The organism is Zavarzinia compransoris (assembly GCF_003173055.1).
Classification (GTDB): Bacteria; Pseudomonadota; Alphaproteobacteria; order Zavarziniales; family Zavarziniaceae; genus Zavarzinia; species Zavarzinia compransoris.
In genome coordinates, this window is the sequence record NZ_QGLF01000004.1 from 161,241 (window position 1) to 182,297 (window position 21,057).

The 21,057-nt window shown below is 68.1% G+C and carries 19 protein-coding genes; 10 read left to right on the forward strand and 9 right to left on the reverse strand.

Annotation, left to right across the window (positions count from 1 at the left end):
* Positions 1-119 precede the first annotated feature (119 nt).
* The 3 genes from flgE to DKG75_RS14655 are packed head-to-tail and all read left to right on the forward strand — an operon-like array spanning position 120 to position 3,767.
* Entirely contained in the window at positions 120-1,388 is a 1,269-nt protein-coding gene (gene flgE / locus DKG75_RS14645) for a flagellar hook protein FlgE (protein WP_166646582.1), read from the forward strand.
* A 28-nt stretch (positions 1,389-1,416) separates the two neighbouring features.
* Complete coding sequence (flgK, locus tag DKG75_RS14650; protein WP_109921878.1) at positions 1,417-2,775, forward strand: flagellar hook-associated protein FlgK; 1,359 nt, start codon at positions 1,417-1,419, stop codon at positions 2,773-2,775.
* Between the two features lie 5 nt (positions 2,776-2,780).
* The gene (locus tag DKG75_RS14655; RefSeq protein WP_133637058.1) at positions 2,781-3,767 is read left to right on the forward strand and encodes a flagellin; all 987 of its coding nucleotides are present in this window, start codon (positions 2,781-2,783) and stop codon (positions 3,765-3,767) included.
* Positions 3,768-3,771: 4 nt separating this feature from the next.
* Here DKG75_RS14655 and DKG75_RS14660 read toward each other — a convergent pair whose 3' ends face one another.
* Positions 3,772-4,224, reverse strand: a complete 453-nt coding sequence (locus DKG75_RS14660) for a hypothetical protein (protein ID WP_109921880.1) — start codon at positions 4,222-4,224, stop codon at positions 3,772-3,774.
* 360 nt (positions 4,225-4,584) lie between these two features.
* Between DKG75_RS14660 and DKG75_RS14665 the strand changes: the two genes are divergently transcribed.
* A complete protein-coding gene (locus DKG75_RS14665; protein ID WP_109921881.1) occupies positions 4,585-5,490 on the forward strand; it encodes a flagellin N-terminal helical domain-containing protein in 906 nt (301 codons plus the stop codon).
* Positions 5,491-5,521: 31 nt separating this feature from the next.
* Positions 5,522-5,860, forward strand: coding sequence for a hypothetical protein (locus DKG75_RS14670; RefSeq protein ID WP_109921882.1), 339 nt, complete (start codon positions 5,522-5,524; stop codon positions 5,858-5,860).
* A 61-nt stretch (positions 5,861-5,921) separates the two neighbouring features.
* Here DKG75_RS14670 and DKG75_RS14675 read toward each other — a convergent pair whose 3' ends face one another.
* Positions 5,922-8,102: a bifunctional diguanylate cyclase/phosphodiesterase gene (locus DKG75_RS14675; protein WP_109921883.1), complete on the reverse strand. Its 2,181-nt coding sequence runs from the start codon at positions 8,100-8,102 to the stop codon at positions 5,922-5,924.
* 134 nt (positions 8,103-8,236) lie between these two features.
* The gene (locus tag DKG75_RS14680) at positions 8,237-9,112 is read right to left on the reverse strand and encodes a LysR substrate-binding domain-containing protein (RefSeq protein ID WP_109922314.1); all 876 of its coding nucleotides are present in this window, start codon (positions 9,110-9,112) and stop codon (positions 8,237-8,239) included.
* A 104-nt stretch (positions 9,113-9,216) separates the two neighbouring features.
* Here DKG75_RS14680 and DKG75_RS14685 point away from each other — a divergent pair, with 104 nt between their 5' ends.
* Complete coding sequence (locus tag DKG75_RS14685; protein ID WP_109921884.1) at positions 9,217-10,140, forward strand: DMT family transporter; 924 nt, start codon at positions 9,217-9,219, stop codon at positions 10,138-10,140.
* Here DKG75_RS14685 and DKG75_RS14690 read toward each other — a convergent pair.
* Positions 10,109-10,504 (reverse strand): hypothetical protein, encoded by a 396-nt coding sequence (locus tag DKG75_RS14690; RefSeq protein ID WP_109921885.1) that lies wholly within the window; start codon positions 10,502-10,504, stop codon positions 10,109-10,111. The two genes, DKG75_RS14685 and DKG75_RS14690, sit on opposite strands and share 32 nt — an antisense overlap.
* A 131-nt stretch (positions 10,505-10,635) precedes the next feature.
* On the opposite strand from DKG75_RS14690, the gene DKG75_RS14695 reads away from it, so the two are divergent.
* The 3 genes from DKG75_RS14695 to DKG75_RS14705 all read left to right on the forward strand — a co-directional run bounded on the left by DKG75_RS14695 (position 10,636) and on the right by DKG75_RS14705 (position 14,147).
* Entirely contained in the window at positions 10,636-12,477 is a 1,842-nt protein-coding gene (locus DKG75_RS14695) for an ABCB family ABC transporter ATP-binding protein/permease (RefSeq protein WP_109921886.1), read from the forward strand.
* Positions 12,478-12,577: 100 nt separating this feature from the next.
* The gene (locus DKG75_RS14700; RefSeq protein WP_109921887.1) at positions 12,578-13,279 is read left to right on the forward strand and encodes a phosphatidylserine decarboxylase; all 702 of its coding nucleotides are present in this window, start codon (positions 12,578-12,580) and stop codon (positions 13,277-13,279) included.
* A 19-nt stretch (positions 13,280-13,298) separates the two neighbouring features.
* Positions 13,299-14,147, forward strand: coding sequence for a CDP-alcohol phosphatidyltransferase family protein (locus DKG75_RS14705; protein ID WP_109921888.1), 849 nt, complete (start codon positions 13,299-13,301; stop codon positions 14,145-14,147).
* Positions 14,148-14,154: 7 nt separating this feature from the next.
* Here the strand turns inward: DKG75_RS14705 and DKG75_RS14710 are convergent, their stop codons facing one another.
* The 3 genes from DKG75_RS14710 to DKG75_RS14720 are packed head-to-tail and all read right to left on the reverse strand — an operon-like array spanning position 14,155 to position 18,922.
* Positions 14,155-17,301, reverse strand: a complete 3,147-nt coding sequence (locus tag DKG75_RS14710; RefSeq protein WP_109921889.1) for an efflux RND transporter permease subunit — start codon at positions 17,299-17,301, stop codon at positions 14,155-14,157.
* The gene (locus DKG75_RS14715) at positions 17,298-18,377 is read right to left on the reverse strand and encodes an efflux RND transporter periplasmic adaptor subunit (protein WP_109921890.1); all 1,080 of its coding nucleotides are present in this window, start codon (positions 18,375-18,377) and stop codon (positions 17,298-17,300) included. The genes DKG75_RS14710 and DKG75_RS14715 overlap by 4 nt, the downstream gene beginning before the upstream one ends.
* Positions 18,359-18,922: a PadR family transcriptional regulator gene (locus tag DKG75_RS14720; RefSeq protein WP_109921891.1), complete on the reverse strand. Its 564-nt coding sequence runs from the start codon at positions 18,920-18,922 to the stop codon at positions 18,359-18,361. The genes DKG75_RS14715 and DKG75_RS14720 overlap by 19 nt, the downstream gene beginning before the upstream one ends.
* A gap of 339 nt (positions 18,923-19,261) precedes the next feature.
* On the opposite strand from DKG75_RS14720, the gene DKG75_RS23785 reads away from it, so the two are divergent.
* On the forward strand, positions 19,262-20,026 hold the full coding sequence (locus tag DKG75_RS23785) for a cold-shock protein (RefSeq protein ID WP_279573953.1): 765 nt from the start codon (positions 19,262-19,264) through the stop codon (positions 20,024-20,026).
* An 88-nt stretch (positions 20,027-20,114) separates the two neighbouring features.
* Here DKG75_RS23785 and DKG75_RS14730 read toward each other — a convergent pair whose 3' ends face one another.
* Both DKG75_RS14730 and DKG75_RS14735 read right to left on the reverse strand, forming a co-directional pair.
* Positions 20,115-20,468, reverse strand: coding sequence for a hypothetical protein (locus DKG75_RS14730; protein WP_109921893.1), 354 nt, complete (start codon positions 20,466-20,468; stop codon positions 20,115-20,117).
* Between the two features lie 10 nt (positions 20,469-20,478).
* Complete coding sequence (locus tag DKG75_RS14735) at positions 20,479-20,943, reverse strand: EF-hand domain-containing protein (protein ID WP_166646581.1); 465 nt, start codon at positions 20,941-20,943, stop codon at positions 20,479-20,481.
* Between the last annotated feature and the right edge of the window lie 114 nt (positions 20,944-21,057).

The following is a 21,057-nucleotide window of genomic DNA, read 5'->3' on the forward strand; positions in this document are numbered from 1 at the left end:
CCGCCGGCCGGCGGAAAGCCGCGGAAACGCTGGGGCCGGCCGTTTGGCCCGCGCCTTGCACCGGAATTTTCCGAACCGTGGCCGGACACGCCGGCCACATCGGATCGGAAGGGAAAGCCATGTCCTTCGTCGGTTATTTCAGCACCGCCCTGTCGGGCCTCAACGCCCAGTCGCAGGCGCTGGGCGCGATTTCCAATAATATCGCCAATTCGACCACCACCGGCTATCGCAAGGTCGATACCAATTTCGAAGCCCTGGTGACCGAGGCCAGCCGCACCCATTACCAGTCGGGCGGGGTCATTGCCTCGCCGATCTACCGCAACACGCTGGCGGGCACGACCACGACCACCGGGGTCACCACCAATCTCGCGATCAGCGGCAACGGTTTCTTCGTCACCTCGAAGCCGACCGACATCAGCGGCGCCGCCGTCACCTTCTCCGACCAGACCTATTACACCCGGGCGGGCGACTTCCAGCTCGACCCGAACGGCTATCTGGTCAATGGCTCGGGCTATTACGCCCAGGGCTTCACCGTCGATCCGGTGACCGGGCTTGCCACCGGCTCGCTCGACCAGATCCAGGTCGTGCAGCAGGTCCTGCCGCCCGAGGCGACCACCACCGTCACCTATCGCGCCGACCTGCCGGCGGATGCGGTGGTGACGGTCCCGGCCACCGCGCAGCCGGTGAACACGGTCGATATCTTCGATTCTCTCGGTTCCGAACATTCGCTGGAACTGACCTGGACCAAGACGGCGGCGAACACCTGGCAGCTGGACGTGGCGATGCCCGGCGGCACGCCGGCGACCGCCGGCCCCTATGCCGTGACCTTCGACGGCAACGGCCATATCTCGAATGTCAACGGCGTGACCGCGGGCAGCGCCGGCATCGCCCTGCCGGCCGTCACCTATCCCGGGGCGACGGCGCAGACCGTGACCCTCGATTTCGGCACCATCGGCTCGGACGGGGCGATGACGCAATATTCGGGCACGTCCATCGATCTCTCGAATATTTCGGCCGACGGCTATGCCAAGGGCGGCTTCAAGAATCTGACCGTGGACGCCCAGGGCTATGTCTCGCTGAACTACGACAACGGCGAGAAGCTGGTCGCCTTCCAGCTGGCGCTGGCCCGTTTCAGCGCCGCCCAGAACCTGCAGACGGTGGATGGCCAGGCTTTCACCGAGACCAATTACTCGGGCCCGGCCCTGGTCGGCAAGGCGGGCGAATTCGGCCTCGGCTCGCTGGTCGGCTCGGCGGTCGAATCGTCGAATGTCGATGTCGGCGAGGAATTCACCGACCTGATCACCACCCAGCGCGCCTATTCGGCCAATGCCAAGGTGCTGACCACGGTCGATGAAATGCTTCAGGAAATCCTGAACGTGAAGCGTTAAGCGGGTCCGGCGGCGGAGGGGACGGCACATGAGCCTGAACGGAACCATGAATATCGCGCTGACCGGGCTGCTGGCCCGGCAGTCGGCGATTCAGGTGGTGAGCGGCAATGTCTCCAATGCCACCAATCCCGATTACACGCGGAAATCCCAGCAGACGTCGGCGACCGCGACCGGCGTCCTCACCACCGCCGTCACCCGGGCGACGGACGAGGCGCTGGCGCGCGATCTTCTCGCCTATACCTCGCTTGCCGGGCAGACCGCGGCGCAATCGACCTATATGACCAAGCTCTCGACCCTGTTCGGCGGCACCGACAGTTCGGCGACACTGGCAAGCGCGGTCGAGGATTTCGCCTCGGCCTGGACCGTGTTCCAGGCCACCCCCGACAGCACCGCCGCAGAGGCCGACGTCATCGCCAAGGCAAGCGCGCTCGCCGAGGCGATCAACCGCATCCAGGCCGGGCTCGATGATGTCGACCGCCAGGTCCAGGACGCGACCGTGGCTGCGGTCGACGAGATCAACGGCCTGCTCCGCAAGATCGACGACCTGAACACCCAGATCACCGCGGGCCGGGACAGCGCCGGCTCGACCCTGGAACTGGAGGACCAGCGCGACGCCGCCGTCCGCCAGCTTTCCGGCCTCGTCGACGTCAAGACCATCGCCCGCTCGGACGGCGGGCTGGCGGTCTTCACCACCGGCGGCCTGACCCTGGTCGACCAGACCGCGGTCCAGCTTGCCTATGACGGTGCCGATGTCACCAGGGCCGGCGATACCAGGTCCCTGAACGCCAGTTTCCGCTCGGGCGAACTCGCCGGCCTGCTCGGGCTGCGCCAGGCCGGCACCAGCAGCGAGGCGGGAACGGCGACGATCGCCGAACTGCGGGCCCAGGTCTCGACCTTCGCCGCCCTGTTCACCGATACGGGGCCGGGCACTTTCGGCGCCGCCTATGACGGCGCGGCGACGGGGGCCGGGGAATTGGCCAGCGGCTTCTTCACCCTGACCGGCAGCACGCTCGGGGTCGATCCGGCCCTGCTCGACGGCAGCGCCCGCCTGAAGCAGGCGGCGATCGACGATGCCGGCCGCGCCCTCGTCGCCGGCGGGCGCAGCCTTGCGGTCGGCGGCCTTGCCGTCGCCGGCAAGGATTACGCCGGGCTGGCCGCCGCCATCACCACCGGGCTGACCGCCGATGTCGCGACGGTCGCCGCCAAGGCCAAATTGTCCGAGGCGACCCGGGGCGAGGCGGAAACCCGTTTCGCCTCCTCGGTCGGCATCAACATGGATGCCGAACTCGCCAATCTTCAGGTGTTGCAGAATGCCTATGCCGCCTCGGCCAAGGTCATCCAGGCGGTGAACAAGCTCTACGACGACCTCTTCGCCATCATGGGGTGATCGCCATGCTCTCGGTTTCAACCTACGCCAGCCAGCTGACGACCCTCGCCAATATCCAGCGCAACCAGAGCGATTTCGACCGCCTGTCCCGCCAGGTCGCGACCGGGGTGAAGTCGGACGACCTGTCGGATTTCAGCGCCGTCGACGCCCAGCGCCTGCTGAACGGCGACAAGGAGGTCCAGCGTCTCGAGGCCTATAACAAGGGCATCGACATCGTCACCCCGCGCCTGAAGCTCTACAGCCAGCAGGTCGAGCGCATGGACACGCTGGCGAAGACCGTGGCCAGCGCCCTGTCCGGGGTCGACAGCTATTCGGGCGCGACCCAGGTCCAGCTCGGCACGCTGATCGACAATACGCTGCGCGACCTCAATGCCCTGCTGAACGACCGGGTCGACGGCCGCTATCTCTGGGCCGGCGGCAATTATGCCAGCCAGCCGGTGGGCGACCTCACGGCCCTGCCGGATCTGGCCGCGCCCGCCGCCTTCACCCCGGTCGCCGACCCGGCCCTGCCCGACTATTACGCCGCCGCCCCCGGCAGCGACGCCAATGCCTGGGTCGAGGCCGGCTTCTCGCCCGAGGCGGGCAAGAGCGTTGAATACGGTCAGGTGGCCTCGGCGCCGGCGATCCAGGAATTGATCAATGCGCTGCGCCTGGTCAAGAGCGGGCTGAACGCCGCCGCCGCGGCCGGCTCGACGGCGGCGGCGGAAACCGCCTTCGCCGGCTTCCGGACCGAGGCCCTGTCCCAATTGACCGAGGCCCGCAGCGGCATCAAGCAGATGAGCAGCGAAATCGCCATGGATCTCGCCTCGATCACCGACAGCGCCAAGGCCAATAAGGCGGCGATCAACCTCTTCGTCGACGAACAGGGTAAAATCGTCAACGTCGACACGGCGGAAGCGGGCGTGAAACTGTCCCAGGTGAAAACCCAGCTCGAGGCGACCTACAAGATCACCGCCTCGCTGTCGCAGACTTCGCTGGTCAATTACATCTGACGGGTCAGACGCTGATCTCGACCGGACCCTGAGCGGCTGCGGAAACCTGGCCGGAGGGGGATGCTTGGCTGGATGTGGGCGCCTGGCCGGCGGCGGGGGCTTCCTGCCCCCGGGCGGTGCCCGGGGCCGTCCCGTCCGTCGTCGGCGGGGCGGCGGGTTTGGCGGCGGCTTCGTCGGTCCCGCCGGCTTCCATCTGGCGCCGGTATTCTCGCACCGCCTGCTCGCTCGGATATTGCACCGTCACCTTGCCCTCGGCATCGCGGACTTGCACCAGGACGCGGTCGATGTCGTTGGCATAGGTCAGATGCGGGTTGAAGCGGATCGGGCTCGCCTGTTTCACCGCCTGGGCGGTCTGGGACGAGACGCCGCGGCCCGCGGCCGGCTCGGCGCGCACGGGCACCGGCGCGGCGACAGGCAGCGCAGAGGACGGCAGGGGCGAACCTGAGGCAGCGAACATGGCAAGGACCGCAAGGGTACGGAGGGAACCCGCCCGGCCGGACCGGCGACAAAGGCTGATTCTGGCAGCGAATGCACCCAAAAACTTCGCAATACCTGTGGAAAATCTTAAATCGGTGTGAATGCGAGTCAAGAAATTCCACGGCGGATTCTGCCGGTGCCGGGCAGGAAGTGCTGGGCCCCGGGGCAGAAATTGCCGGGCCCGGCCGGCGGCGGGCCTGCCCCGGGTGTGCTGCCAACCTAAAAATATCAACAAAATCAATTAATTATAGCGTTTTCGGCAGTTGGCACGGGGCTTGAAACATCCCCAGCGACCCGCCGCGACAGAACGTGGCGGCCACCGACCAGAAAGGACCAACCCATGGCCGATATCGCCCTCAGCGCCACGTCGAGAGCCAATCTGCTCTCGCTCCAGAACACCACGGATCTCGCCAACCGCACCCAGAACCGGCTGTCGACCGGCCTCAAAGTGTCCAGCGCGCTGGACGATGCGGTGGCTTACTTCGCGTCGAAGTCGCTTTCCGACCGCAGCGCCGACTTCACCGACCGCAAGGCGGAAATCGACCAGGGCATCTCGTCCCTGAAGTCGGCGATGAGCGCGACCGAGGCGGCGGACAAGATCCTGAAGCAGCTGAAGGGCGTCGCGATCTCGGCCAAGACGGCCGATGCGGCCACCAAGGCGGATCTGACCAAGCAATTCACCGACCTGTTGGGCCAGCTGAATTCGCTGCTGGGCGACGCCACCTATCAGGGCACCAACCTGATCAACAACGACGGCGACCAGAAGCTGACGGTGAAATTCTCCGAAATCAGCACTTCGGAACTGACGGTCGATGCCCGTGATCTCCGCGCCGGCGCGCTGATTACCGCCGGCGGCGCCGCGAGCGCCGCGGGCAGCGCGATCCTGGCTGGTCTGCTGGTGGCCGCGAACTCGGCCGGCGCCCAGGCCGCCGGCTTCTCGGCGATCGCCGCGTCGCGCCTGATCACCACCCTCGACAGCATCACGGCACGGGTCGATACCGCGGTTTCGGCCGTCCGTGCGACCACCGCCAGCATCGGCTCGAACATCACCCTGCTGACCACCCGTCTCGATTTCTCGAAGAACTACATCAACGCGCTGACGGAAGGTTCGGACAAGCTGACCCTGGCCGACCTGAACGAGGAAGGCGCCAATCTCGTCGCCCTCCAGACCCGCCAGCAGCTGGCCCTGAAAGCCTTGTCCTTCGCCGGCCAGAACGAGCAGGCCGTGCTCCAGCTCTTCCAGTAATCCACTGATCGCGAACAGGGAGACCCCCCCCATGACCCAGATCGCCGCCGAAGCGCTTTCCACCCGCGAAGCCGCCGCCTATCCCTTCCTCGAATGCGCCGTGCTGCTCGACAATGTCCGCAAGGGCACGCCGGTCGTGCAATTGGCCGATGCGCTGGACGTCAATGCCGCGCGCTGGCAGAGCGTCGCCAACCGCGCCATCTCGCGCCGCGGCGACCTGCCGTCGACGACGACGGAATTCTTCAACCGGGCCAGCCGCTTCATGGTCGAGGCGGCCCGCACCCTGCGCCGGGAACAGGACGACAGCCTGCTCGACATGATGATCCACATGAACCTCAACATGTCGGAAACCATCCTGACCGCCCGCTGAGCCCCGGCCCCCGGCGGCCGGGCGGGGTTCGACCCCCCGGCACGCCGGGCCCGGGCCTGGCCTACAGGCGGCTTTCGATCTGGTTGCCGCCCCGGCTCTTCGCCAGATACATGGCGGCATCGGCTTTCTTGATCAGGTTGCCCGGGTTGGCGTTGGCGCCGGCATCCGCGGCGACACCGATGCTGGCCGAGATATGGACCACATCCGACCCGATGGTGAAGGGGGCCGCCAGGGCGGCCCTGATCCGCTCCGCCGCCGCCTTCAGATGATCCATGCTGCCGATCAGGGGCATCAGGGCCAGGAATTCGTCGCCGCCGATCCGCGCGACCGTATCCTCGGACCGGACCGCGGCAGCCAGCCGGGCCGCGACCTGGCACAGCAATTCGTCCCCCGCCCGATGGCCGAGAAGGTCGTTCACCGGCTTGAACTTGTCGAGATCGATGAACAGGATGCCGACCTGGTCGCGCTGCCGCGCCGCCTGGGGCAGGGCCTGGCCCAGGCGGTCCATCACCAGGGTCCGGTTGGGCAGGCCGGTGAGGGCGTCGAAATTGGCGCGATGCCAGATTTCCTGGTCGCGCATCTTGCGCGCGGTGATGTCCGACAGCAAAGCGACATAGCGGATGAGGTTGCCGGCGGCATCCCGCACCGTGTTGATCTTCAGCCATTCGACGAACAATTGCCCGTCCTTCCGGCGATTGGTGATCTCGCCCTCCCAATGGCCTTTCTGGGCGAGGTCTTGCAGCATCGCGTCGAAGAAGGTGCTGTCATGGGTGCCCGAGCCCAGCAATTCGCGCGGCGAGCGGCCCAGGGCTTCCTCGGACGAATAGCCGGTGATGGCGGTGAAGGCGGGATTGACCCGGATGATCCGCCGGTTGCGGTCGGTCACCATGATGCCTTCGCCCGCGGTCATGAAGACCGACTGCGAGATCTGCAGCGAGTCTTCGAGCATGACGAGGCGGGAGACATCGGAGAAGGAGATGACGGCACCGCCCGGCAGATCGCCCGCCGCCGGCAATTGCCGGGTATTGAAGGACAGCCAGCGCAGATGCCCGCCGGATGTCCTGACGCTGTGGAGGGCGACCGCCGACACCTGCCGGTTGGCCCGCATCGACGGGTAGAGATGAAGGGGCAGGGGGCGCCCGGTCTCGTCGAAAAGGACCGTCCGCCGTTCCTTCAGCGCTGTCGCATCGACGCCGAGAAGGTCGAGCGCGGACTGGTTCCACAGCACGATGTCGTCGCCCTGGTCGACCAGCACCAGGCCGTCGGGGATGGCTTCGAACAGGCGGGCATAGCGCGCGTCGCTGAGCTGGATCAGGCGCCGCAGCCTGATGTCGCGCAGCAGCAGGGCGGAACCGCCGGCGATCAGGAGGGTGAGCAGCGCGGTCGCCAGGGCGCTCTTCGCGAAGTGGTCGCTGACTTCGCTGCGGGCCGGCGCCAGAAGCTCGTCGACCGTGCGCCCGACCGTCACCACCAGCGGCGTTCCGGGTACCTGCTGCCAGGCGACGAGTTGGGCCGCCGCCCCGTCGCCGAAGATATGCGCGCCCCGGTCTTCCGCTGCCGGGGCCGCGATCGCGGGGGCGAGCGCGGTCGGACCGTCGTCCGCGCTGCCGGCGATCAGGCTGCCGTCTGAGCGGTGGCGAAGGGCGATCCGCCCGGCGCCGCCGGTACCGAGCAGCGCCAGCCGCCCGGACAGATAGGCCGGGTCCAGGGAACACAGCAGAACCCCGTCGAATGTGCCCGGGCCATACAGCGGGCGCACGAAGAAGATCCGCGGCCGGCCCGTGTGCCGGCCCACCTGCTGGGTCGAGATGAACAGCGAATCCGGGCCCCGGTCGTCGGCGAAATAGCGGAAATAGTCCCGGTCGGCGACATTCAGGGGCAGGGCGGCGGCGATGCTGCTGTCGATCAGCTCGCCCTGGCGGCCGAAGCGGGACAGGGCGAAATCGATGTCGCCGCCAAACAGGGCCCGGCTCTGCTCCGCCTGGGCCGCCGCCGTCTTTTCCGGCAGGGAGAGGTCGTTCCGCATGTCGAGGAGGACGAAATCGACCTCGCGCACGGCCGAGGAAAAGCGGTCGGCGGTGGTGGCGGCCGTGCGCTGCATTTCGGCGCTGCCGGCGGCGAGGGCGCCTTCCAGCAGCCGTTCCCCCGCATAGAACAGATAGGCCCAGTAGCCGATCCCGATCGAGGCTGCCAGCGTCAGGCCGGACCAGATGAGTGCACGATAGCTGCGAAGAGAAAGCATAGAGGCCCGGACTGTCCAGAATGCCCAGCCAGTGTGCCTGAAAAAATCACTTATACTTTAGTATTATATTGGATTGGGCCAGAAACGGCGGCAATCGTTTCGGCGTTATCGCCGAAATGGCGGCCGTCATGCACTCATCGGGCGTCAATCCGGTTCTCCGTCGCCTTCCGGCTGCAGAAATCGCTGATTGTGCCGCAAAGGTCGATCGCGCCTTCGGGCGCATCGGGGCGCCGCATCAGGGCCAGTTCGGTCGGCGGGATCGGCGGCAGGCCCTGCGCCGGCCCCAGCGCCTGCAAGCCCGGGCCGACCGTCCCGGCTTCCAGCAGGGCGATGCCGAGGCCGCCGGCGACGGCGGCCTGGACCCCGGCCAGATTCGGGCTTTCATAGGCGATGCGCCAGCGCCGGCCCGCCGCCTCGAGCGCGCGGATCGCCCGTTCGCGATAAAGACAGCCGGACAGGAAGGTGACCAGGGGCAAGGGATCGCCGCCGCCGGCCGGGGCATGGCCTGCGCCGGCGGCCCAGACCAATCGTTCCGGCCAGGCGCCGAAGGCCGGACCCTGGCCCGGTTCGCGCTTGGCGAGGACGAGATCGTAAAGCCCCCGGGTCAGGCCGTCACGCAGCGCCACGCTCAGATCGCAGCGCACCTCCAGGCGGATGTCGGGCCGGGCGGCGGCGAAACTGGCGATGACCCCGGTCAGGGCCGTGACCGCGAAATCCTCCGGAATGCCCAGGCGGACGACGGCGGGCGCCGGCTGCCCGACCAGGGCCTGCCGCGCCTCGCCGGCCAGCGCCAGCAGCCGGCGGGCATAGCCGAGCAGGGTCTCCCCGGCTTCGGTCAAGGCGATCCGGCGGCGGTCACGGTGGAACAGGGGGCGGCCGAGACCGTCCTCCAACCGGCGGATCTGCTGGCTGACGGTCGATTGCGTCCGGTTCACCCGCTCGCCGGCCCGGGTAAAGCCCCCGGCATCGACCACGGAAACGAAGCTCTGCAACAGGTCGAGGTCGAACATGGCTGCCTCAATATCGATTTCTTGAATGATATGCATGGAAACATCGAATTTCCAAATGAAGAGCGGGGCCGCTATGGTCATCCTGTAAAGACGGGAGTGCGGTTATGGCGCGGGGCGATGCGGCGAACGGGGGGCGTGGAACGGGGATAGAGCGCGGGGAAATCCTGCTGGTCGTCCTGTTCTGCCTGCTGTGGAGTTCGGCTTTCGCGCCGGCGAAACTGGCCGTCGCCCATGCCCCGCCGCTGTTGCTTCTCGCCTGCCGCTTCGTGGCGGCCGGCCTGCTCTGCCTTGGCCTGGCCCGCTGGCGCGGCGAGGGCGGCTGGCCGGCGCGTCGCGACCTTGCCGCCCTGGCCCTGCTCGGGCTGTTCAACAATGCGATCTACCTCGGCCTGTCGTGGTCGGGGATGGCCTCGGTCTCGTCCGGCTTCGCCGCCGTGCTGATCAGCACCAACCCGCTGCTGACGGCGCTGGTCGCCGGGCCGGTGCTGGGCGAGCGGATGACCGGGCGGAAGCTCGCGGGTCTTCTGCTCGGGCTTGCGGGGGTCGCGCTGGTGCTGCGCTCGCGCCTCGGCACCGGGGCGGAGGATGCGGGCGGTGCCCTGCTCGTGCTCGGCGGGCTGCTGTCCCTGGTCGCGGGCACGATCCTCTACAAGCGGCTCGCGCCCCGGCATGTCGGGCCCTGGACCGGCAACGGCTTGCAGGCGCTGGCCGCCGGTCTCGTCCTCGTCCCGGCCAGCCTGCTGATCGAGGATTGGTCGACGGCAGAGGCGACCACGACCGTCCTGCTGGCCCAAGCCTGGATGGTGCTCGGGGTTTCGGTCGGCGGCTATATGCTGTGGTTCCGGCTGCTCGCGCGCCACAGCGCGACGGCGGCCAGCAGCCTGCATTTCCTGATGCCGCCGCTCGGCCTCGGCTTCGGCTGGCTGCTGGCGGGCGAATCGGTGCCGGCCCTCGACCTGCTCGGCATCGTGCCGATCGCTTGCGGCATCGCCCTCGTTACCCGCCCCGCTCGGCCCGGAAGCGCCTGACGGGGGCGGCCGGCGTCGGGGGTGCATCCGGCGTCGGGGGCGCATCCGGTCCCGGGGCGCGGCCGGCCCCTGTCGCCAGCAGAATGACCGTCAGGGCCTCGATCAGGCCGCGCCGGTCCAGCGGCTGGTCCAGGCGGGTCCGGGTTTCATAGCGGACGCGGGACTGCCGGTCGATGACGTGGCGGTCGGGGCTGCGCGGGCCTTCGGCCGCGATCGTCTGCTGCCAGCGTTTCCGCGCGGGGCGATCCTCGGCCGAAAAGGGCAGGGGGCCCAGGTCGGCGGCGACGACCAGCACGCCGTCCTCCGCCCGGCCGTCGAAGACCGTGCCGTCAAGGGCAAAGCGGAATGTCGAGACCGTGGACAAGGCTCGTTAACTCCTATACTGCCAGGATCTGTAAAACCGATGGCACCCGCGCGCAGGCGCCCGGGCCGGAAGCCCGGCGCGACGCCCGCCCCCAGTCCAGCCGATCTCCGTTAAAAGAGCCTTAAGCCCCGATGTCCGATCCGCGAAAGAGTGCCGCTGCCGACAAGCGCAGCGGCTGGCAGACCGTTAAACTGTTCCTGCCCTATCTCTGGCCGCGTGACCGGGCCGACCTGCGCCGGCGGGTGCTGCTGGCGGTCGGCTTCCTGGTCCTGGCCAAGATCGCCAATGTGATCGTGCCCTATTTCTACAAGGCGGCGGTCGATGCCCTGTCGGTGAAGGCGACGGTGGTCACCGTGCCGATCCTGATGATCATCGCCTATGGCCTGGCTCGGGTCGGGGCCCAGGGCTTTGCCGAACTGCGCGACAGCATCTTCGCCCGGGTCGGGCAGTTCGCCGTCCGCCGCCTGGGGCTTTCGACCTTCGAGCACCTGCATCGCCTGTCGCTGCGCTTCCATGTCGAGCGGCGCACCGGCGGCCTCAACCGGGTGATCGAGCGCGGCACCAAGGGCATCGACCTGCTGCTGCGCTTCACCCTGTTCAACATCGCGCCCACCATCCTCGAGATCGGCTTCGTCCTAATCCTGCTGGCCACCGGCTTCGGCTGGCCCATGGTCGCGGTGATGATGGCGACCATCGTCGCCTATATCGGCTTCACCTTCCTCGTCTCGGAATGGCGGATCAAATACCGCCGGACCATGAACGACCAGGACACCGACGCCAACACCAAGGCGGTCGACAGCCTGCTGAACTACGAGACGGTGAAATATTTCTCCAACGAGGGGCACGAGGCCCGGCGCTTCGACCGCGCCCTCCAGGCCTATGAACAGGCCGCGGTGAAGAGCCAGACCACGCTCTCCGTCCTCAATGCCGGCCAGTCCCTGATCATGGCGGCGGGGCTCGCCGGGGTGATGTATCTGGCTGGCCGGGGGGTCGCCGACGGCTCCATGACGGTCGGCGACTTCGTGCTGGTGAACACCTTCCTGATCCAGCTCTATATCCCGCTCAACATGCTCGGCTTCGTTTATCGCGAGATCAAGCAGGGCATCATCGACATGGAGGCGATGTTCGCCGTCCTCGACGTCGAGGAAGAGGTGAAGGACCGGCCGGGCGCCCCGGCCCTGACGGTCGCGGGCGGCGAGGTCCGCTTCGAGGACGTCGATTTCCGCTACGATGCGCGGCGCGGCATCCTGAAGGGCGTCAGCTTCACCGTGGCCCCGGGCAGCACGGTCGCCATCGTCGGCCCGTCCGGCGCCGGGAAATCGACCATCAGCCGCATCCTGTTCCGCTTCTACGACATCGAGGCGGGCCGGGTCTCGATCGACGGCCAGGATATCCGCGAGGTGAGCCAGGAATCCCTGCGCCGGGCGATCGGCATCGTTCCCCAGGATACGGTGCTGTTCAACGATACCATCCGCTACAACATCCGCTACGGCCGCCCCGGCGCCACGGACGAAGAGGTGGAGGCGGCGGCACGGCTTGCCCGCATCCACGATTTCGTCGTCTCGCTGCCCGACGGCTACGACAGCATGGTGGGCGAGCGCGGCCTGAAACTGTCGGGCGGGGAGAAGCAGCGGGTGGCGATCGCCCGCACGATCCTGAAGAATCCGCCCATCCTGCTGCTCGACGAGGCGACCTCCGCCCTCGATACCCAGACGGAAAAGGAAATCCAGGCCAGCCTGAAGGAGATTTCCCGCGACCGTACCGCTATTGTGATCGCGCACCGCCTGTCGACGGTGGTCGATGCCGACGAGATCCTGGTCCTCGACAAGGGCCGGATCGTCGAGCGCGGCACACACGAGGCGCTGCTCGATCTCGGCGGCCAATATGCCGGCATGTGGCAGCGCCAGCTGGAGGCGGTGGAGGCCGAGGCCAAGCTCGCCGAGGCCAAGCTCGCAGAGACCAGGGGCGCCTGACGCGCCGGGGCAATGCGCGGTTCACGGAATCGCTGCATTGTTCTAGACCTTGTTCCGCGCGGTTTCATGCGCGACCGAAACCGAGCCTGGGAGAAGACCGTTGGATATTCTGGCTTCGATCCGTTCCGTCCTGCATCCCCTGCACCGCGAGGGGGTGCGCTTCGTCGCCCTCTTCGCCATCGCCACCCTGATCCTGTTCCTGATCTGGAAGCCCCTCGGCTGGCTCGGCGTGGTGCTGACGCTTTGGTGCGCCTATTTCTTCCGCGATCCGCCGCGGGCGACGCCCACCCGCGCCGGCCTCGTGGTCTCGCCCGCGGACGGCAAGGTGGTCGCCACCGCCGATGCGGTGCCGCCGGCCGAACTCGGCCTGGGCGAGGCGGCGCGGCCGCGCATCTCGATCTTCATGAGCGTCTTCGACGTCCATGTGAACCGGGTGCCCGTGGCCTCGACCGTCGACCGCGTGTCTTATCGTCCCGGCAAATTCCTCAATGCCGCCGAGGACAAGGCGAGCGACGACAACGAGCGCAATTCGCTGCGCCTGATCCTCGACGATGGCCGGGATCTCGGCGTCGTCCAGATCGCCGGCCTCGTCGCCCGCCGCATCGTCTGCGACGCGGCGCCCGGGCAGACATACGACGCCGGCCAGCGTTTCGGCATCATCCGCTTCGGCAGCCGGCTGGACGTCTACCTGCCGGTCGGGGTGGCGCCGCTGGTCGCCGTCGGCCAGCGCGCGGTGGCGGGCGAGACCGTGCTTGCCGACCTGACTTCGAACGAAGGGCCGCGCCTCGCGGTCGTCGGCTGACGGCGGGGAGGCGGCGGGCATGTCGGACTGGCAATCCTGGAACGAGAAGGCCACCCGCCGCCGCCGGCGCCTGCACCTGCGCGAGGCGCGGCTGAACCGCCTGCCGGTGCGCAGCCTCCTGCCCAATATCCTGACCACGCTGGCGCTTTGCGCCGGGCTGACCTCGATCCGCTTCGCCCTCGACGACAAGTTCGAGCTGGCGGTCGCGGCGATCATGATCGCCGGCTTCCTCGACGGGATCGACGGCCGGGTCGCCCGCCTGCTCAAGGGCACCAGCCGCTTCGGCGCGGAACTCGATTCGCTTTCCGATTTCCTGTCGTTCGGGGTCGCGCCGGTCGTCGTGCTCTATCTCTGGACGTTGCAGGAATTGTCCGGGCTCGGCTGGATCGCCGTGCTGTCCCATGCGGTCTGCTGCGCGCTGCGCCTAGCCCGCTTCAACGTCGCGATCGACGATCCGGACAAGCCGGCCTGGACCTCCGCCTTCTTCACCGGCGTGCCCTCGCCGGCGGGGGCCGCCCTCGTGCTGCTGCCGATCATCGGCACTTTCGCGACCGGGCTGGAAGTCTTCCGCTCGCCCTGGTTCGTCGCCGGGGTCGCGGTCACCGTCGCCTTCCTGATGGTCAGCCGCCTGCCCACCTTGTCGTTCAAGAAGATCCGCGTCCACCGCGACTGGGTCCTGCCCACCCTCGTCTTCGTCGGCATCGGCACCGCGCTGGCCCTGTCCTACCCGTGGCAGGTGCTCTGCCTCGTCATCATCGCCTATGCGGCGACCATTCCCTTCGGCCCCATCGCCTGGCGCAAGGCCCTGAACAAGGCCGCCCTCCGCGCGACGGAAGAAGAGGCGGGGCAGGGCCCCGCCAAGGTCTGACCGGCCTTCAGGCCGGGCGGGTCCGGCGCCCGAGTTTCCGCAGGCGCGGGCCCCAGGTCTCGCGCAGGCGCAGCGGCAGGGCGAGCAGGCAGGGCGTCACCACGAGGGTGAGCACGGTCGCAAACGCCAGGCCGAAGGCGACCGCGGTCGCCAATTGCACCCACCATTGCGCCGAAGGGGCGCCCACCGTCACCTCGCGCCCGAAGACGTCGATGGTCAGGCTGAAGGCCATGGGCAGGATGCCGATGATGGTGGTGAAGGTGGTCAGCAGCACGGGCCGCATGCGCTGCGCGCCGGTGCGCAGGATCGCCTCATAGGGTTCCATGCCGCGGTCGCGCAATTCCTTGTAGGTGTCGATCAGCACCACATTGTGGGCGACGACGACGCCGGCCAGCGAGATCACCCCGATCCCGGTCATGACCATGGAGAAGAGCTGGCCGGTGATCAGCAGGCCGGCGAAGACGCCGATGGTCGATAGCGCCACCGCCGACAGGATGACGAAAGTGGCATAGAAGCTGTTGAACTGGGTGATCAGGATGATCGCCATCAGGAACAGGCCGATGAAGAAGGCCTGGCCCAGGAACGCCCCGGCGGCGGCGGCTTCCTCGTCCTGGCCGCGGAACTGGATGGCGACGCCGCGGTCGAAATGCTGGGCGGCCAGCCAGGCCTTGATTTCCCGCACCTTGTCGTCGGCCAGGATGCCGGCGGCGACATTGGCCTGAAGGGTGATCACGCGCTTGCCGTCGATCCGCTTCAGCTTGCCGGTGGTCGGTTCCGCCACCCGGTCGACGAAGCTCGAGATCGGCACCTGCCCCAGGCGGGTTTCCAGGCGCAGCTGGTCGAAGGCGTCGAGATTGCGCATCTCGGCGGGGAAGCGCACGCGGATGTCGATTTCCTCGTCCGCGTCATCCGGCCGGTAGTCGCCGATCTTCACGCCGTTGGTGACCAGTTGCACCGCATTGCCGACCGAGGTGATGTCGGCGCCGAAGCGCCCCGCCTGGGCGCGGTCGACCCGCAGCACCCAGTCGATGCCGGGCAGGGGGCGGGAATCCTCGATGTCGATCAGGCCGGGCAAGGTTTCGAGATAGGCGCGGATGCGGTCGGCGACCGGGGACAGGGCATCGGGCAGGTTGGCGCTGAGTTCGATCTGCACCGCCTTGCCGACCGGCGGGCCGACGTCGGGCAGCCGGGTTTCGACCGCGATGCCGGCGATGCGGCCCGCGCGCTCGCGGATCTCGCCCAGGATTTGCGCCGCCGGGCGGCGGTGGTCCCATTCGGCGAATTCGATGGTCATGTTGCCGATCGTGTCGGGGGCCGCGTCCACGCCGCCCGGCGGCTCGCCCACGGTCGTATTGGCGATGACGATGCCCTCGACCGCCAGGACTTCCCGTTCGACCTCGCGCATCAGGGCGTCGCGTTCCCGGATCGACAGGTTGCCCCGGGCATGGACCAGGACGATGGCCCGTTCCGGCTCGACCTCGGGGAAGAACTGCACGCCCTTGCCCTGGGCGCCATAGGCGACCTGCAAGGCGATCAGCAGGCCGACGCAGCCGAGCAGGATCTTGCCCGGATGGTGCAGGGCCCGTTCCAGGGTGCGCGAATACCAGCCGGTGAAGCCGGGCAGGCTGCCCAGGTCGCCGCGCTCGGTGACGGCGATGTAATGCTCGGTCTTCTCGTCGGTCGCGCCGGGCTTGCCGAAGATGGCGCCGAGCACGGGAATGAACATCAGCGCGATCAGGATCGAGCCCATCAGGGTGACGATCAGGGTCAGCGGGATATAGGACATGAACTTGCCGGTGATGCCCGGCCAGAACAGCAGGGGCACGAAGACGATGGCGGTCGTCGTCGTCGTCGTGATCACCGGCCAGGCCATGCGCTTGGCCGCGACGGCATAGGCTTCGCGCCGGCCCATGCCCTCGGTCATCTTGCGGTCGGCATATTCGACCACGATCACGCCGCCGTCGACCACCATGCCGACGACCAGGATCATCGAGAACATGACCAGCATGTTCAAGGTCACCCCCATGGCCGACAGCAGAATGAGGCCGAGCAGGAACGAGCCCGGAATGGTGAGCGAGACCAGCCCGGCCGAGCGCAGGCCCAGCGAGCCGACGACCACGACCATGACCAGGAAGACCGCGATCACCACCGAATTCTCGAGATCGACCAGCATGGTGCGGATCTCCTTCGAGGCGTCCTGGGCATAGTCGATCTGCACGTTGGGCGGCAGGTCGGCGCGGGCGTAGTCGACGATCGCCTTCACCTTGGCCACGGTCTCGATGATGTTGCGCCCGGCGCGCTTCTTCACCTCGAGGGTCAGGGACGGCTTGCCGTTGACCCGGGCGAATGTGTCCGGGTCTTTGAAGGTGCGGCGGATCTCAGTGATGTCGCGCAGGGTCACCACGCCATCGCCCGAGACCTTGACCGGCAGGGAGAGGACATCCTCCGCCGTCTCGAACAGGCCGGGGACCTTGATCGAGAAGCGGCCGGCCCCGGTATCGAGGGCGCCGGCGGCGACCAGGCGGTTGTTCAGGGCGACGATGTTGAGGAGTTCCGCCTGGCTGATCCGGTAGGATTCGAGCTTCAGCGGATCGACCACGATTTCGAGCAATTCGTCGCGCTTGCCGGTGATATCGGCGGACAGGACGTCGGGCAGGGCCTCGAAGGCATCCTCGAACTGGCGCGCGATCGCCAGCAGCGTGCGTTCCGGGACATCGCCCGAAAGGGTGACCAGCAGCACGGGGAAGAGCGAGATCGAGACCTGGGTGACGATCGGCTCCTCGGTGTCGGCCGGGAGTTTGGGCTTCGCCTGGTCGACCTTCTCGCGGACGTCGGCCAGCGCCTTGTCGCCGTCGAAGCCGGCGTCGAATTCGAGCAGGACATAGGCATAGCCCTCGCCCGCCTCGGCCTTCATGGTCTTGATGCCCTCGATGGCGCGCAGTTCGCGTTCCATCGGGCGCAGCAGCAGGCGCTCCCCGTCCTCGGGCGAAATGCCGTCGTGGATCAGGTTGACGTAGATATAGGGGATTTCCGCGTCCGGCTGCGCCTCGCGCGGGATGGTCAGATAGGTGGAGAGGCCGGCGATCGCCAGCAGCACCAGGAAGCTGAGCACGGTGCGCGGATAGCGCAGGCACCAGTCGATGATCGCGTTCACGAGGGTTCGCCCTCGTCGCGGGCAGCCTCGACCTTCTGGCCGGGCAGCACGTAATCCTGGCCGACCACGATGACGTCGGCCGCTCCCTCCAGCCCGGTGACCCAGACCCCGCCGTCGTCCGAGCCGACGATCGCGACCGGCACGAAGGCGACGGTACCGTCCGCCGCCACCGTCTTCAGGCCGATGGTGCCGTCGGTGTCGAGGTTCAGGATGGCGGGGGAGACGTGATGGGCGGGCAGCACCCGGGTCGGGATGCGGGCCTCGGTGGTGACGCCGGCGCGGATCTCGCCCGCCGCATTCTCGACCGCGATCTCGACGCGGAAGGTGCGGGTCTCGGGATCGGCCTTGCTGGCGATGAAGCGGACCTTGCCGGTCACCGCCTGGCCGGTGATCAGGCGGGCGCGGGCGGTGGCGCCGGGCGCGATGTCGGCGATCTCGCGCTCCGCCACCTGGCCGGTGATGAGGATGGTGGAGGTATCGACCACGGTGGCGCAGCCCTGGGGCCCGCCCGGATTGAGGATGTCGCCGATTTCCGCCGCGGTCTCCTCGATCACGCCATCGAAGGGGGCGCGGATCTCGATATTGCCGAGGTCGAGGCGCATGCGCGTGACCTTGGCCCGGGCGGCGTCGAGCAGGGCGCGGGCCTCGGCCAGGCGGTTGGCGGTGCCGAAGCCCGCCCCCTGGAGCTTGGCGGCGGCATTATATTCGATCTCGCGCTGGCGAAGCTCGGCCTCGGCCTCGGTCAGGGCGGCTTCGCGGTCGCGGACCGACAGGCGGCACAGGATGTCGCCCTGCTTCACCCGGTCGCCCCGTTCGACCAGAATGGCGGCGACCGCGCCCGAAACCTCGGCGCGGACGTCGACGCTGCGCAGCGCCTCGGTCCGGCCGCGCAGGACGACGGTGCCGGCGTAATCCCCCGGGGCCAGGGCGCGGACGCGGACGCGCGGCAGCACGTCCGGCTTTTCCGCCAGCGTATCGGCCGGGGCGACATGGGCGTTGCCGGTCAGGGCGCCGGAGGCGATCCAGAGCGCCATGGCCGCCGCCAGCGTGCCGGCGATCACATAGGACTTACGCATGCTTCACTCCCGGACGGGGACTGGCCGGCTTGGACGACCAGGGCCTTGTTGTTTTCCATGTAGTCGATCGCCGCCCGGATCTTGGCAAGGCCGAGGCCGATGGCGAATTGCAGGTTGGGCATGGCCGCGGCGGCGGGGTCGGCGCGGGCCGCCTCCAGCCGCCGTTCCGCCTCGCGGTATTCGCCGAGGGTCTGCTCGACATAGCCGAGCGCCACCCCGGTGGGTAGCAGATGGGCGAAGATCATGGCGATCAGGAATTCGGAGCGCGTCTTTTCCGGCTGGATGCCGCGCGACAGTCCGGCGATGAAATGGGCGCGGCCGGCGGGGGTGATCGAATAGACCTTCTTGTCGGGCCGGCCGTCCTGTTCCTCCGCGCGGCAGAGAACGAGACCCTCCTGCGCCAGCCGGGTCAGGGCGGGATAGATCGAGCCGAAGGAGGCGTCGAAGACACCGTTGAAGGTGCCGTCCTCGAACAGCTTCTTGATCTCGTAGCCACTGGCCTCGCCGAAGGTGAGCAGGCCGGTGCAGACCGTCTTGATGTCCATGCCGGGGCGTCTCGTTCCATATATCAGATCGATATATGCCGGGCCGATATATGCCGGGCGGGCGAGGCCGAGTCAACGCGTCATCGCAGCGCATCAATTCACCATGTCTCACCGTCATTGCAGATGTGCGCTGAGCGCATTGCTATTCATGGGCCGCAACGTCGATTCCGACCGTTCCGGCGGCCAAAATGGCTCCGGAGTCACCAAATTTGATTTGAATACGGGACGGACGCCGCATATCGTTTGTCCGCTCCCCAAAAGTGCGGGTCGCCGTGGGTCGGTGGTGCCGCCAAAGGGACTGTGTGTCTTGGGGAGCGTCCGAAAAGCATTTGCGTCGCCGTGCAGCGGCGCGCCTCTCCAAGGTCTGATCCAGTGCCGAACAACGTCAAAGCGCGTGTCAAGTGGTTCAACAGCATGAAGGGCTTCGGTTTCGTCGCCCCGATCGATGGTTCCCCTGACGCCTTCCTCCATGTCTCCGTGTTGAGTTCGGCCGGTTACGGCGATCTTCCCGACGGTGCGGAACTCACGGTCGATATCGGAGAAGGGCCGCGTGGTCCCCAGGTTCAGCGCCTGATCGACGTGGTCGGCGTGGAGCCGGGTTCGGCCCCCCCGCATCGTGCCCCCTTCGGCGACCGTGGCGGCTTCGGCGACCGTGAGCGTGGCGGGTTCGGCCGCGACCGTGGCGGTTTCGGCGACCGTGATCGCGGCGGCTTCGGCGACCGTGGCGGGTTCGGCGGCGGCGGCGACCGCGGCGGCTTCGGCAACCGCGAGCGTTCGGGCGGCTTCGGCGGCGAGCGCTCGGGCGGCTTCGGCGGCGAGCGTTCGGGCGGTTTCTCGGGCGGCGGCGACCGCGGGGGCTTCAACAATGCCCCGATCGCGGCCCCGGCTTCGGACGCCGAGACCATCTCGGGCACCGTGAAGTGGTTCAAGCCGGAATCCGGCTTCGGTTTCATCGTCGCCGATGACGGCGGCAAGGATGTCTTCATTCACAAGAGCGTGCTGCGCCGCTGCGGTCTCGTCGACCTGCAGGCTCAGCAGCGCGTGAAGATGACCGTGCAGACCGCGCAGAAGGGTCGCGAGGCGACCTGGATCGCGACGATCTGACGATCGTCGCCGGTTGATCTGGATCGGGGCCGGGCGGGAAACCGCCCGGCCTTTTTCATTCTATCCGGCCTTTGCCGTTTCCGGCCGCTCAGCGCCGGTGGCGGCGCAGGGCGCGGCCGGCCAGCATCAGGGCCAGGGGCAGCAGGGCGATGCCGCCGACCGCCCCGACCGCGGCGCCGTTCCGCACCAGCAGGGGCAGGGCGACTTCGCTTTCCAGGGCCGCCCAGTCGGCATCGGATTTCGGCGCCGGAAAGGCCCGGGGGCCGAAGAGGATATCGATGCCGCGCACCTGGGCCGGCGCGAGATAGATCGTGCTATAGGCCGGCAGGACCGCGGCCCGTGCGGGCAGCCGGGCGAAACTGAGGTGCGGGGCGACCAGCCACAGCACCGCCCCTGCCCAGGCCAGGGCAAGGACGAGGAGAAGGCGGGCGAACAGGCGCATGACCGTGCCCTCAGCGTGCGGCCGCGGCGCCCAGGCTGGGTGCCGTCAGGTCGCGGCCGGCGAGGTCGGCCAGGGTGATCACCCCGTCCTTGTCGGCATCGAGAAAGGCGAAATGGGCGATCGAGGCTTTGTTCGCCTCGCGCCCGTCGACGAAGCCGTCGCGATTGCGGTCCATCTGGCGGAACTGGACCTTGGCCGCCCGTTCCCCTGCCGCCCCGGGGGCCAGCCGGGCCTGCTGGGCCAGCACTTCGGCCAGGCTGAGGCGGGCGTCGCCGTTGCTGTCCGCCTGGGCGAAGAGATTGTCGACGAATTGATCCGCCTCCGCCTCGTCGATGCGGCCGTCGGCATTGCGGTCGACCGCGACGAACAGCAGGCGCAGCCCGAGCGGGACGCCGCCCGCCGGGGCCGGCTGGGCAAGGGCGGGGGGGCCGGCGGCAAGGGCCAGCACGGCGGCGGCAAGGATGCGCTTCATCATCTGGGCAAGATCGATCCGGCCCGGCGCCGGGTCAAGCCCGATCCCGGCCGGGCCGCTCTCTCTCTCGATGGCTCCGGCACTGGCAAGGCCGGCCGCTATTTCGATGCGCCGGAT

Excerpts from the sequence above, each read along its gene's own strand:
- flgE (WP_166646582.1), top strand. The coding sequence starts at position 120 with ATGTCCTTCGTCGGTTATTTCAGCACCGCCCTGTCGGGCCTCAACGCC.
- flgK (WP_109921878.1), top strand. The coding sequence starts at position 1,417 with ATGAGCCTGAACGGAACCATGAATATCGCGCTGACCGGGCTGCTGGCC.
- DKG75_RS14655 (WP_133637058.1), top strand. The coding sequence starts at position 2,781 with ATGCTCTCGGTTTCAACCTACGCCAGCCAGCTGACGACCCTCGCCAAT.
- DKG75_RS14660 (WP_109921880.1), bottom strand. The coding sequence starts at position 4,224 with ATGTTCGCTGCCTCAGGTTCGCCCCTGCCGTCCTCTGCGCTGCCTGTC.
- DKG75_RS14665 (WP_109921881.1), top strand. The coding sequence starts at position 4,585 with ATGGCCGATATCGCCCTCAGCGCCACGTCGAGAGCCAATCTGCTCTCG.
- DKG75_RS14670 (WP_109921882.1), top strand. The coding sequence starts at position 5,522 with ATGACCCAGATCGCCGCCGAAGCGCTTTCCACCCGCGAAGCCGCCGCC.
- DKG75_RS14675 (WP_109921883.1), bottom strand. The coding sequence starts at position 8,102 with ATGCTTTCTCTTCGCAGCTATCGTGCACTCATCTGGTCCGGCCTGACG.
- DKG75_RS14680 (WP_109922314.1), bottom strand. The coding sequence starts at position 9,112 with ATGTTCGACCTCGACCTGTTGCAGAGCTTCGTTTCCGTGGTCGATGCC.
- DKG75_RS14685 (WP_109921884.1), top strand. The coding sequence starts at position 9,217 with ATGGCGCGGGGCGATGCGGCGAACGGGGGGCGTGGAACGGGGATAGAG.
- DKG75_RS14695 (WP_109921886.1), top strand. The coding sequence starts at position 10,636 with ATGTCCGATCCGCGAAAGAGTGCCGCTGCCGACAAGCGCAGCGGCTGG.
- DKG75_RS14705 (WP_109921888.1), top strand. The coding sequence starts at position 13,299 with ATGTCGGACTGGCAATCCTGGAACGAGAAGGCCACCCGCCGCCGCCGG.
- DKG75_RS14715 (WP_109921890.1), bottom strand. The coding sequence starts at position 18,377 with ATGCGTAAGTCCTATGTGATCGCCGGCACGCTGGCGGCGGCCATGGCG.
- DKG75_RS14720 (WP_109921891.1), bottom strand. The coding sequence starts at position 18,922 with ATGGACATCAAGACGGTCTGCACCGGCCTGCTCACCTTCGGCGAGGCC.
- DKG75_RS14730 (WP_109921893.1), bottom strand. The coding sequence starts at position 20,468 with ATGCGCCTGTTCGCCCGCCTTCTCCTCGTCCTTGCCCTGGCCTGGGCA.
- DKG75_RS14735 (WP_166646581.1), bottom strand. The coding sequence starts at position 20,943 with ATGATGAAGCGCATCCTTGCCGCCGCCGTGCTGGCCCTTGCCGCCGGC.